The 13,275-nt window shown below is 72.2% G+C and carries 4 protein-coding genes; 3 read left to right on the top strand and 1 reads right to left on the bottom strand.

Annotated elements, in window-relative coordinates:
• Positions 1–154: 154 nt before the first annotated feature.
• The gene (locus ACWCYO_RS13375) at positions 155–3,181 is read left to right on the top strand and encodes a bifunctional [glutamine synthetase] adenylyltransferase/[glutamine synthetase]-adenylyl-L-tyrosine phosphorylase (RefSeq protein ID WP_449784304.1); all 3,027 of its coding nucleotides are present in this window, start codon (positions 155–157) and stop codon (positions 3,179–3,181) included.
• Positions 3,182–3,276: 95 nt separating this feature from the next.
• On the opposite strand, the gene ACWCYO_RS13370 is transcribed toward ACWCYO_RS13375, so the two are convergent.
• The gene (locus tag ACWCYO_RS13370) at positions 3,277–4,242 is read right to left on the bottom strand and encodes a phosphatase PAP2 family protein (protein WP_270147274.1); all 966 of its coding nucleotides are present in this window, start codon (positions 4,240–4,242) and stop codon (positions 3,277–3,279) included.
• Between the two features lie 317 nt (positions 4,243–4,559).
• On the opposite strand from ACWCYO_RS13370, the gene pulA reads away from it, so the two are divergent.
• Positions 4,560–10,127: a pullulanase-type alpha-1,6-glucosidase gene (gene pulA, locus ACWCYO_RS13365; RefSeq protein WP_449784303.1), complete on the top strand. Its 5,568-nt coding sequence runs from the start codon at positions 4,560–4,562 to the stop codon at positions 10,125–10,127.
• Positions 10,128–10,699: 572 nt separating this feature from the next.
• The gene (locus ACWCYO_RS13360; protein WP_449784302.1) at positions 10,700–13,030 is read left to right on the top strand and encodes a M4 family metallopeptidase; all 2,331 of its coding nucleotides are present in this window, start codon (positions 10,700–10,702) and stop codon (positions 13,028–13,030) included.
• The last annotated feature ends 245 nt before the right edge of the window (positions 13,031–13,275 follow it).

The following is a 13,275-nucleotide window of genomic DNA, read 5'->3' as shown; positions in this document are numbered from 1 at the left end:
CCGCGCCCCCCGCCCGCCGGCCGCCGGGCGGGGGGCGCCCCCCCCGGGCCCCCCCCCCGCGCCCCCGCCGCGGGGCGGCGCCCCGGACCGGCTCCTGGGAAGGTAGGTCCAGGACCGCGTGACCGCGCGGGCCATTGGGCGTGCCGGGAGAGCGATGGCGGTGGACGAACAGCGGGCCGGGAGCAGGGTCAGCCGGCCGGAGATCAGGCTGGTCCGGCGCGGGTTCACCGATCCCGCGAAGGCGGTGCGACTGCTGGACGGCCCCGGCCTGGAAGGCCTGGCCGACGACCCGGTGCTGCTGGACGCGCTCGGCGCCACCGCCGACCCCGACCTCGCGCTGCTGGGCCTGGCCCGGCTGCTGGAGGCCGCCGACGAGGCGGACCGGCACACCCTGCGCGACACCCTCACCACCTCCAAGCCGCTGCGCGACCGGCTGCTCGGCGTGCTCGGCGTCTCCACCGCGCTCGGCGACCACCTCGCCCGGCACCCGCACGACTGGCACGTGCTGGTCACCTTCGAGCTGCGCGACATGCACCCCGGCCCGGAGGACTTCCGCCGCGCCCTCGCCGAAGGCGTCAAGGACGGCGACCTCAGCCCGGCGAACGCCCTGCGGGTCGCCTACCGCCGCTGCCTGCTGGCCATCGCCGCCCGCGACCTCACCGGCACCACCGACCTCGCCCAGACCGCCGCCGAGCTCGCCGACCTGGCCGGCGCCACCCTGCAGACCGCCCTGGACCTCGCCGCCGAGCAGGACCCGGAGGCCGCCGCGGCCTGCCGGCTCGCGGTGATCGGCATGGGCAAGTGCGGCGGCCGCGAACTCAACTACGTCTCGGACGTGGACGTCATCTTCGTCGCCGAGCCGCGCGAGGGCGTGGACGAGCACGAGGCGGTCAAGGCCGCCACCCGGCTGGCCGCCGCGCTCACCCGGCTCTGCTCGGACACCACCGGCGAGGGCACCATCTGGCCGGTGGACGCCAACCTGCGCCCCGAGGGCCGCAACGGCCCGCTGGTGCGCACCCTGGCCAGCCACCTCGCCTACTACCAGCGCTGGGCCAAGACCTGGGAGTTCCAGGCGCTGCTCAAGGCCCGCCCGGTCGCCGGCGACGCCGAGCTCGGCACCGCCTACGTCGAGGCGCTCGCCCCGATGGTCTGGCAGGCCGCAGCCCGGGAGAACTTCGTCACCGACGTGCAGCAGATGCGCCGCCGGGTGATCGACTCCATCCCCGCCCCCGAAGTGGGCCGCCAGCTCAAGCTGGGCCCGGGCGGGCTGCGCGACGTCGAGTTCTCCGTCCAACTGCTCCAGCTGGTGCACGGCCGCACCGACCCGGCGCTGCGCAGCGGCAACACCCTGGAGGCGCTGGCCGCGCTCTCCCGCGGCGGGTACGTCGGCCGGGCGGACGCCGCCTCGCTGGACGCCGCGTACCGCTTCCTGCGCTCGCTGGAGCACCGCATCCAGCTGCACCGGCTGCGCCGCACCCACCTGATGCCCACCGCCGAGGAGGACCAGCGCCGGCTCGCCCGCTCGCTCGCCGCGCTGATCAACGACGACACCCGCGCCGACCCGGTGGCCGCGCTGCAGCGCGAGTGGAAGCGGCACGCGGTGGAGGTCCGGCGGCTGCACGAGAAGCTGTTCTACCGCCCGCTGCTCGACGCCGTCGCCGAACTGCCGCCCGGCGCCGCCGGGTTGACCCCGGACGCGGCCCGGGCCCGGCTGGAGGCACTCGGCTACGCGGACCCGGCCGCGGCGCTGCGGCACATCAGCGCGCTCGCCTCCGGGGTGAGCCGCAAGGCCGCGATCCAGCGCACCCTGCTGCCGGTGCTGCTCGGCTGGTTCGCCGAGTCCGCGGACCCGGACGCCGGGCTGCTCAACTTCCGGCAGGTCTCCGACGCGCTCGGCCGCACCCCCTGGTACCTGCGGCTGCTGCGGGACGAGAGCGCCGCCGCCGAGCAGCTGGCCCGGGTGCTGTCGGCCGGCCGGCTCGCCCCCGACCTGCTGCTGCGCGCCCCCGAGGCGGTGGCCATGCTGGGCGACCCGCAGGGCTTGGCGCCGCGCGGCCGGGCGGCGCTGCAGTCGGAGATCCTGGCGGCCGTCGGCCGGGCCGGGTCCACCGCCGCCGCCGTGGCCGCCGCCCGCTCGGTGCGCCGCCGGGAGCTGTTCCGCACCGCCGCCGCGGACGTGCTCGGCCGGCTCGGGGAGGACCCGGCCGAGGCGCTGGACGCCGCGGGGGAGGCGCTGACCGCGCTCAACGCCGCCACCCTGGAGGGCGCGCTGCGCGCCTGCGTGGCCGGCTGGGAGGCCGAGCACGGGGACCTGCCGACCCGGATCGCGGTGATCGCGATGGGCCGCTTCGGCGGGCACGAGCTGGGCTACGGCTCGGACGCCGACGTGCTCTTCGTCCACGAGCCGCTGCTCGGTTCGCTGGAGCAGGACGCGGCCCGGGCCGCCCAGGCGGTCTGCAACGAACTGCGCACCCTGCTGGCCGCGCCGTCCGTCGAACCGCCGTTGATGGTCGACGCCGACCTGCGGCCGGAGGGGCGCAGCGGCCCGCTGGTGCGCACCCTGACCTCGTACGCGGCGTACTACCGGCGCTGGTCGCACGCCTGGGAGAGTCAGGCGCTGCTGCGGGCCGAGCCGGTGGCCGGGGACGAGGAACTGGGCACCCGGTTCCGGCAGCTGATCGACCCGCTGCGCTACCCGGGCGCCGGCGTGCCGGAGCGGGACCTGGTGGAGATCCGCCGGATCAAGGCGCGGATCGAGGCCGAACGGCTGCCGCGCGGCGCCGACCCGACCACCCACACCAAGATCGGCCGCGGCGGGCTGGCGGACGTGGAGTGGACGGTGCAACTGCTCCAGCTCCAGCACGGGCACGTGGTGCCGGCCCTGCGCACCACCCGGACCAGGGCCGCGCTGGCGGCCGCCGCCGAGGCCGGGCTGGTGGAGCCGGTCGACGCGGAGGTGCTGGAAGCGGCGTGGGTGCTGGCCTCCCGGGTGCGGTCGGCGGTGATGCTGGTGCGCGGACGGCCGGGGGACAGCTTCCCGGGGGAGGCCCGGGAGCTGAGCGGGGTGGCCCGCTACCTCGGGTACGGCGCCGGGCACAGCGGGGAGCTGGTCGACCACTACCGGCGCACCACCCGGCGGGCCCGGGCCGTGGTGGACCGGCTGTTCTACGGGGCCGGCTGATCCCGGGTCGGCTGATCCCGCGGCCGGCTGATGGGGCCGGCTGATCCCGCGGACATGCGAAAGGGGCCCCGGTGGGGGCCCCTTCGTGGGTTCCGTCAGCGCCGGGCGCTGCTGACCGTCGGCTCGCTCCACTGCTCGGGGACGGTGACCGGCTCCTCGGCCGACTCCCGGGCCGGCACCTGCGGCAGCTTGTAGACCCACTCGTGGTAGAGCCAGCGGGCGGTCAGGAAGCCCACCATGAGGCAGATCGCTCCGCCGACGGCGTCCATCCAGAAGTGGTTGGCGGTCGAGATGATGACCGTCAGGGTGGCCAGCGGGTACATCAGCCCGAGCACCCGGACCCAGGCCCGGCGGGCCAGGAAGAAGATCGCCAGACCGCACCACGTCGACCAGCCGATGTGCATCGAGGGCATGGCCGCGTACAGGTTGGAGACGTGCGCGGCGGGCCCCGAGGCGAACGAGCCCCAGGTGTGGTGGGTCTGGACGGTGTCGATGAAGCCGCCATCGGTCATCAGCCGGGGCGGCGCCAGCGGGAAGAAGTAGAAGCCGACCAGGGCGATCCCGGTGGTGACGAACAGCACCGTGCGGGCCGCGACGTAGCGGCCGGGGTGGCTGCGGTAGAGCCAGACCAGCACGCCGATGGTGATGATGAAGTGCAGCGTCGCGTAGTAGTAGTTCATCCCGGTGATGAGCCACCCGACGCTGTCCATGGCGTGGTTGACGGAGCGCTCGACGGCGATGCCGAGGTGGTGCTCCAGGTCCCAGATCCAGCGCGCGTTCCGCTGCGCCACCGCCTCCTGCTCCGGGACGGCGTTGCGCACGATCGAGTAGAGCCAGTAGCTGATGCCGATCAGGGCCAGCTCGAACCAGATCCGCGGTCGGGCCGGTGAGCGGCGCTGGTCGCGCACCCGGGTGCGCAGGACGGCGGTGCGGGACCGGGCGGCACGGGTGGCTCCTTCGGGCTGCCGGGGCACGGTGGCTCCGGCTGCCTCGGAACCGCCACCGCGGGCCGCGTCGGCGCGTCCGGCGTCGCCTCGCTGGATCTCGGTCGGTTCCCCCATGGACGAGAAGTCTGCCAGACCACTCGTAGCCGTCTGCTCATCCTCCGGAAGTGGATTCTTCACCGGCTGTCCCCCTCCAGGGGTAGGGGGCGGATCCCACCGGGGTAGGGGGTGCGGTCGGGTCTGGTGCTTACCGGTGGGGCGGACATACGTCCCATTGTCACGCCGCACGCCGTTGGGTCGTAACCGGGGTGGGCGGATGGGCCACCGGCCTGGATTTTCCCGGCACGAAACGGTTTCTGCATCTTGCTGAAACATATTGCAGGCCGCTAGCTTCCTGGGAAATCGATCGCCCCTTCCCCTAAGGGAGCCCCTCAGTGGCCGATACGCCGCTCCGCCCCCGATCTCGCTGCGGTCCCCGCCGCAGACCCGGCCGCACGGCCGTGCTGCTGGCCGCCGCGCTGACCGCCGCCACCCTCGGCAGCGCCCCCGCGGCCCTCGCCGCCGCCCCGCCGGCCCCGCCCTCCGACGCCGCGCTGGCGGCCACCGCCGGGCGGCACGACCTCACCCGCGAGCAGTTCTACTTCGTCCTGCCCGACCGCTTCGCCAACGGCGACACCGCCAACGACACGGGGGCCAAACTCCCGGATGGCAGTACGGGCGGGCGGCTGGACAACGGCTTCGACCCGAGCGACAAGGGCTTCTACCACGGCGGCGACCTGGCCGGCCTGATCCAGAAGCTCGACTACATCCAGAACCTCGGCACCACCGCGATCTGGATGGCCCCGATCTTCAAGAACAAGCCGGTGCAGGGCAGCGGCGCCGACGCCTCGGCCGGCTACCACGGGTACTGGATCACCGACTTCACCCAGGTCGACCCGCACTTCGGCACCAACGAGCAGCTCAAGGAGCTGATAGCCAAGGCGCACGCGCGCGGCATCAAGGTCTTCTTCGACGTCATCACCAACCACACCGCCGACGTCGTCGACGACGCCGAGCAGCAGCACGGCTACCGCTCGACCGGCGCGTACCCGACGCTCGACGCCGACGGCCGCCCGGTCGACGAGACCGCGATCGCCGACAGCGGCGCCCCCTGGCCGAAGATCACCAAGGACTCCTTCCCCTACACCCCGGTCTTCCGCACCCCGGCCGACGCCAAGGCCAAGAGCCCGTCCTGGCTCAACGACCCGGCGCTGTACCACAACCGGGGCGACTCGACCTTCGTCGGCGAGTCCGCCACCGAGGGCGACTTCAACGGCCTGGACGACCTCGACACCCAGAACCCCCGGGTGGTCAAGGGCTTCGAGCAGGTCTACCAGCAGTGGGTCAAGGACGCCGGGGTGGACGGCTTCCGGATCGACACCGTCAAGCACGTGAACATGGCCTTCTGGCAGCAGTGGGCCCCCGCGCTCAAGGACTTCGCCGCCAAGCAGGGCAACAAGAGGTTCTTCATGTTCGGCGAGGTCTACTCCGGCGACCCGGCCGTCACCTCGCCCTACGTCACCAAGGGCAAGCTCCAGGCCACGCTGGACTTCCCGTTCCAGGGCGCGGCCCGCTCCTACGTCTCCCAGGGCGGCTCGGCGAAAACCCTCGCCGACGTCTACGGCCAGGACTACCGCTACACCAGCGCCGACACCGACGCGTACGAGCTGCCGACCTTCCTCGGCAACCACGACATGGGCCGCTTCGGCTCCTTCCTGCTCGCCGACAACCCGGGCGCCGACGACGCCACCCTGCTGAAGAAGGACCGGCTCGGCACCGAGCTGCAGTTCCTCACCCGCGGCCAGCCCGTCGTCTACTACGGCGACGAGCAGGGCTTCACCGGCGCGGGCGGCGACAAGGACGCCCGGCAGGACATGTTCGCCTCCAGGACGGCCTCCTACAACAGCGACCGGGTGCTCGGCGGCCCCTCCGGACCGGCCGACCGGTACGGGCAGGGCGGCGAGCTCTACCAGGGCATCGCGGGCCTGGCCAAGCTGCGCCGCGACAACCCGGCGCTGGCCGACGGCGCGCAGATCGAGCGCTACGCCGCCGACGGCGCGGGCGTGTACGCCTTCTCCCGGATCGACGCCGGGCAACAGGTCGAGTACCTGGTGGCGGTCAACAACGCCACCGAGGCGAAGACCGTCACCCTGGACACCTACTCGGCGGGGATGGGCTTCGACCGGATCTACCCGTCGTCGGGGGAGCGGATCACCAGCGGCGGCGACCGCAAGGTGACCGTCACCGTGCCGGCGCTGTCCTCCGTCGTCTTCAAGGCGGGGGCCCGGTTGGCGCCCGTCGCCGCCGCGCCCCAGCTCTCGGTGCGCCCGCCCGCGGACGGCTCCACCGGGCTGGTGACGGTCGGCGCCACGGCGGACGGCGGCTTCGACCGGGTGAGCTTCGCCGCCCAGATCGGCACCGGGCCCTGGCAGACGCTGGGCACCGCCGACACCGGCAAGTACGCGGTGACGCAGGACCTGAGTGCGGTCGCCCCCGGCACGGTGGTGCGCTACAAGGCCGTCGTGCAGGACTCCAGCGGCCACCTGCGCTCCGCCACCGCGAGCTTCACCACCGGCACCCCCGCGCCCAAGCCGGTGCCCACCGCCGGCGCCCGCCCGTACGCCGTCGTCCACTACAACCGGCCGGACGGCGACTACGACGGCTGGAACCTCTACGCCTGGGGCGACCTCGCCGACGGCGAGGGCACCCAGTGGCCCGCCGGGCACCCCTTCACCGGGCGGGACGCGTACGGCGCCTTCGCGTACGTGCGGCTCAAGCCCGGGGCCTCGGACGTCGGCTTCATCGTGGAGAAGAACGGCGTCAAGGACGTGGACACCGACCGGCACCTCGACGTCGGCGCCACCGGCGAGGTGTGGCTGAAGCAGGGCGACCCGACCGTCCGCACCGCCAACCCCGGGCCCGCGAACAGCCAGCCCGCCGACACCGCCGTCATCCACTACAACCGGGCCGACGGCAACTACGACGGCTGGGGCCTGCACGACTGGACCGGCGCCGCCAACCCCACCGACTGGGGCAAGCCGCTGATGCCGGTGCGCCGCGACGCCTTCGGCGCCGTCTTCGAGGTGCCGCTCGCCCCCGGGGCGACCAGCCTCAGTTACATCCTGCACAACGGCAACGACAAGGACCTGCCCGCCGACCAGTCGCTGGACTTCGCCGTCAACGGCAAGGAGGTGTGGATCCTCGGCGGCCGCGAGGGCTACCTGCTGCCGCAGAACCCCGCCGCCTCCTCGCAGTTGGATCTCTCCGGCGCCAAGGCCCAGTGGATCGACGCGAAGACCGTCGTCGTCCCGGCGAACTACGGCGCCACCGATGCCGCGCTGGCCGGCGGCACCAGCGCCCAGCTGGTCTACGACCCCGAGGGCGGCATCCGCGCCGACAAGGGCGTGCTGACCAAGCCCGGCCAGTGGATCCGGCTCACCCCCGTCACGGGCGGGCTCACCGACGCCCAGAAGGCCAAGTACCCGCACCTGGCGGGCTACCGGGCCTTCACCGTGGACGCCCGGGACACCGCGCGCGTCCCGGCGGCGCTGCGCAGCCAGCTGCTGTTCACCGAACACCTGCCCAGCGGCGCCGCGTTGGCCGCCACCGGGGTGCAGATCCCGGGCGTGCTGGACGACTTGTACGCCGGCCGTACCGGCAAGGTGGACTTCGGTCCGGCCTACTACGACGGCAAGGTCGCGCTCTCGCTCTGGGCACCGACCGCGCAGCAGGTGTCCGTCCAGGTCTTCGACAGCGCCACCGGGGGGACCCCGAGGACGCTGCCGCTGAAGCTGGACGACGAGACCGGAGTATGGGAACTCGTACGGGACAAGCGGGAGTTGGACGGAAAGTACTACCTGTACCAGGTGAAGGTCTGGGCGCCCTCGGTGCAGCAGCTGGTGGTCAACACCGTCACCGACCCGTACTCGGTGGCGCTGTCCACCGACTCCCGGCGCAGCCTGGTCGCCGACCTGGACGCCAAGGAGCTCAAGCCCGCCGGCTGGGACGACCAGCCCCGCCCGGCGGCCGTCCCGCCCGGGAAGGAGCAGATCCAGGAACTGCACGTCCGGGACTTCTCGGTGGAGGACACCACCGTCCCGGCCGCCGAGCGCGGCACCTACCTGGCGTTCACCGAGTCCGATTCGGCCGGGATGCGGCACCTGCGGGACCTCGCCAAGGCCGGGGTGACCACCGTCCACCTGCTGCCGACCTTCGACATCGCCACCATCCACGAGAACCGGGCGGACCAGAAGCTGCCGCCCTGCGACCTCAAGTCCCTCGCCCCGAACAGCCCCAAGCAGCAGGAGTGCGTGGCGGCCGTCGCCGCCGACGACGCGTACAACTGGGGCTACGACCCGCTGCACTACAACGTGCCCGAGGGCTCCTACGCCGCTGCCACCGACCTTGGGGGCACCTCCCGGCCGGAGGCTGGGGGAGGGACGGCCCGCACCGTGCAGTTCCGGCGGATGGTCCAGGCGATGCACGCCGCCGGGCTGCGGGTGGTGCTGGACGTGGTCTACAACCACACCGCCGCCAGCGGCCAGGCCGAACACTCGGTGCTGGACCGGGTGGTGCCCGGCTACTACCAGCGGCTCGACGCCAACGGCAAGGTGACGACTGACAGTTGCTGCGCCGACACCGCGCCCGAGCACGCCATGATGAACCGGCTGGTGGTCGACTCGGTGTCGCTGTGGGCCCGGGAGTACCAGGTCGACGGCTTCCGCTTCGACCTGATGGGCCTGGACCCGAAGTCCACCATGCTGGACGTGCAGGCCGCGCTGCGGAAGATGACGCCGGACTCCGACGGGGTGGACGGCAGGAACGTCTTCCTCTACGGCGAGGGCTGGAACTTCGGCACCGTCGCGAACAACGCCCGGTTCGAGCAGGCCACCCAGGCCAACATGGCCGGCACCGGCATCGCCACCTTCGACGACCGGCTCCGCGACGCCGCCCGCGGCGGCAACTTCATGCTGAGCTCCGCACCCCAGCAGGGCTTCGCCTCCGGGCTGTACACCGACCCCAACGGCTCGGCGGCGAACGGCGGTCCGCAGGAGCAGAAGGCCCGGCTGCTGCACCAGATGGACCAGCTGAAGGTCGGGCTGACCGGGAACCTGGCCGGCTACTCCTTCACCGACAGCTCGGGGAAGACCGTCACCGGCGCCCAGGTCGACTACAACGGCGCCCCGACCGGGTACGCCGCCAAGCCGGGGGAGGCGGTGGAGTACGTGGACGCCCACGACAACACCGACCTGTTCGACGCGCTCGCGTACAAGCTTCCGACCACCACCGCGCCCGCCGACCGGGCCCGGATGCAGGCGCTCGGACTGTCGCTGACCGCGCTCACCCAGGGCGCTGGCTTCGCCCAGGCCGGCAGTGACCTGCTGCGCTCCAAGTCGCTCGACTCCAACTCCTACGACTCGGGGGACTGGTTCAACGCGATCCACTGGCCCAATCCATTGACGGGGGCCGAGGACGGCAACGGCTGGGGCCGCGGCCTGCCGATGGCCAAGGACAACCAGGAACTCTGGCCGACCGCCGAATCCCTGCTGGCCGACCCGAAGTTGACCGTGGGCGCGGCCGACATCCGGGCGACCACCGCGCAGTTCCAGGACTTCCTGCGGATCAAGCAGTCCTCGCCGCTGTTCTCGCTGCCCACCCTGGCCGACGTCCAGCAGCGGCTGTCGTACCCGCTCTCCGGCACGCCCGGTGAGACGCCCGGGGTGATCACCCTGCACCTGGACGGCACCGGGCTGGCCGGGGCGGAGAAGGGCATCACCGTGGTCTTCAACGCCACGCCCACCGCGCAGACCCAGACCCTGCCGGCCCTGAAGGGGACGAGCCAGGCGCTGCACCCGGTCCAGGCGGGCGGGGTGGACCAGGTGGTGAAGCAGTCCGGCTTCGACGCCGCGACCGGCACCTTCACCGTGCCGGGCCGTACCGTGGCGGTGTTCGTCCAGGGCTGATTCCGTCGGCCTTCGACTCCCGGGCCCCGTACCGCTGTCGCAGCGGTACGGGGCCCGGTTCCGTTCCGGCCGGGGATTGGCCGGAAACCGGTGGTGGCACGGCCGGAAGTGTGACGTGCCGACCCGGCGCGACGCTGTCGGCCACCCGGCGGGGTGGGTGGCGGCCCTGATGGCTGGTCAGTCACCTCCGGTGGTGATCGAACCTTACCGGTGGCATGAAAACCGTGTTCAAGACTTGGTCATGCCGTCACACAACCGACTACCCGTGGTGCATACGGTTTCGGTAATGAATCGGCCAATCAGTGGCATGCATCTGTCATTAGCGGCGCGTTTGCTGCCACGATTCCTCCGGCTGCAGACGAGGGGGCCCCACCTCCCGGTGCAGCTGCTCCGGTTCAGGTGCAGCGCGTCCCGACCTGCAACGAATCCCTGCACGACTTGTGAGCACCGCAACCGCACCCCCGTCGCACCCGCCGGGGGCCCCCACTGCGCCGCAACCCCGCGGCCCAGGTTCGCTCCACCGTGCGCGCCGAGTCGATCCCCTCGGCGGGCCGGTCGGAAAAGGAGTCCGCATGTCACGTCACGCTCACGTCCGGAAGGCGGCAGTCGTCATGGCCGCCACCACCGCGCTGCTGGTCACCGGCATACCGGTGATCGCCCAGGCGGCCCCGGACGCGCCGGCCGCCGTCGCCTCCCAGCAGGTCAGCCGGGCCGCGCTGATCGCCTCGGCGAACCAGCAGGCCGCCTCCCTCGCCCAGGCGCTCGGCCTGGACGGCAAGGAGCAGCTGGTCACCAAGGACGTCGTCCAGGACGTCAACGGCGGTCGCCACCTGCGCTACGAGCGCACCTACGCCGGACTCCCGGTCCTCGGTGGCGACCTGATCGTCCACCAGGACTCCGCCGGCGCCACCAAGAGCGTGACCAAGGCGAGCGAGGCCAACCTCGCGGGCGTGGACACCACCCCCGCCCTGGCCGCGCCGAAGGCGCAGGAGGCCGCGCTCGCCGCCGAGCAGGGCTCCGTCGAGGGCGCGCCCCGGCTGGTCGTCTGGGCCGCCGACGGCACCCCGAAGCTCGCCTGGGAGACCGTGGTCAACGGCCGCGAGTCCGACGGCACCCCGAGCAAGCTGCACGTCGTCACCGACGCCAAGACCGGTGTCGTGCTCAGCAAGGCCGACGGCATCAAGCGCGGCAGCGGCAACGGTGTGTTCGTCGGCCAGGTGCCGCTGACCACCACCCAGAGCGGCTCGACCTACTCGCTGAAGGACGCCACCCGCGGCGGCCAGTACACCACCGACATGAACAACGGCACCTCCGGCAACGGCACGCTGTTCAGCAAGTCGAGCGACACCTGGGGCAACGGCCTGGCCAGCAACCGCGAGTCGGCCGCCGTGGACGCCCAGTACGGCGCCGCCGCCACCTGGGACTTCTACAAGAACACCTTCGGCCGCAGCGGCATCAAGAACGACGGCGTCGGCGCCATGAGCCGGGTCCACTACGACACCGGCTACGTCAACGCGTTCTGGGACGACGGCTGCTTCTGCATGACGTACGGCGACGGCTCAGGCGACACCCACCCACTCACCGAACTCGACGTCTCCGGCCACGAGATGACCCACGGCGTCACCTCCGCCACCGCCAACCTGAACTACTCGGGCGAGTCCGGCGGCCTCAACGAGGCCACCTCCGACATCATGGGCACGATGGTCGAGTTCTACGCCAACCTGCCCAAGGACGTGCCGGACTACCTGATCGGCGAGCTGATCGACATCAACGGCAACGGCACGCCGCTGCGCTACATGGACAAGCCTTCCAAGGACGGCTCCTCGGCCGACTCCTGGTACTCGGGCGTCGGCAACCTGGACGTCCACTACTCGTCCGGTGTCGCCAACCACTTCTTCTACCTGCTGGCCGAGGGCAGCGGGGCCAAGGTGATCAACGGCGTCAGCTACAACAGCCCGACGGTCAACAACATCACCGTCACCGGCATCGGCCGGGACAAGGCGGCGCAGGTCTGGTACAAGGCGCTGACCGCCTACATGACCTCCACCACCGACTACGCCGCCGCCCGCACCGCGACCCTGAACGCGGCCACCGACCTGTACGGCGCCAACAGCGCCGAGTACAACGCGGTGGCCACCGCCTGGGCCGCCGTCAACGTCGGCTCGCTGCCCAACCCGGGCGGGGTCACCGTGACCAACCCGGGCAACCAGTCCACCGCGGTGGGCGGCTCGGTCAACCTGCAGATCAAGGCCTCGGGCGGAACGGCCCCGCTGTCGTACAGCGCGACCGGTCTGCCGGCCGGTCTGGTCATCAACGCCGGCACCGGCGTGATCACCGGCTCCCCGACCGCCGCGGGCACCTCCAACGTGACGGTCACGGTGAAGGACTCGGCCGGCAAGTCCGGCACCACCAGCTTCACCTGGACGGTCACCACCGGTGGTGGCGGTTCCTGCACCCCGGCCCAGCTGCTCGGCAACCCGGGCTTCGAGACGGGCTCGGCGGCGCCGTGGACGGCTTCCAGCGGTGTGATCGACAACAGCTCCTCCGAGCCGGCCCACGGTGGCAGCTGGAAGGCCTACCTGGACGGCTACGGCAGCAGCCACACCGACACGCTGTCCCAGACGGTGGCGATCCCGGCGGGCTGCAAGGCGACGCTGAGCTTCTGGCTGCACATCGACACCGCGGAGTCGGGCTCGACGGCGTACGACAAGCTGACCGTCTCGGTGAACGGCACCACGCTGAAGACCTACTCCAACGTGGACGCCGCGGCCGGCTACCAGCAGCGCACCTTCGACCTCTCGGCCTACGCGGGCCAGACGGTCACCCTGAAGTTCACCGGCGTCGAGGACTCCTCGCTGCAGACGAGCTTCGTGATCGACGACACCTCGATCCAGACCGGCTGAGGTCGCACCGGCTCCTGAGGGACCGGTGAACCAGGACGGGTGAGGGGCCCGGCGGCTACGGCCGCCGGGCCCTTGCCATGCTCCTCGGTGCGGGTGTGGCAGACGCGGGGGTGTGGCGGACACGGATGTTGCCGAAACGTTCAGTCAGGACCCTTGACGGCCCCTTCGGACCGCCCTAGGTTCAGCGCTGCAAGTTTCCGGCAAGTTACAGAAACTTCCTGCAGGCTTCACCCCGGCTGCCCCCA

The sequence above is a fragment of the Kitasatospora sp. NPDC001683 genome, from assembly GCF_053596495.1.
This window is presented reverse-complemented; position numbering and strand designations above follow the sequence as displayed.

Bases quoted from the DNA above. Each gene is read 5' to 3' on its own strand.
- ACWCYO_RS13375 (WP_449784304.1), top strand. From the start codon at position 155: ATGGCGGTGGACGAACAGCGGGCCGGGAGCAGGGTCAGCCGGCCGGAG.
- ACWCYO_RS13370 (WP_270147274.1), bottom strand. From the start codon at position 4,242: ATGGGGGAACCGACCGAGATCCAGCGAGGCGACGCCGGACGCGCCGAC.
- ACWCYO_RS13360 (WP_449784302.1), top strand. From the start codon at position 10,700: ATGTCACGTCACGCTCACGTCCGGAAGGCGGCAGTCGTCATGGCCGCC.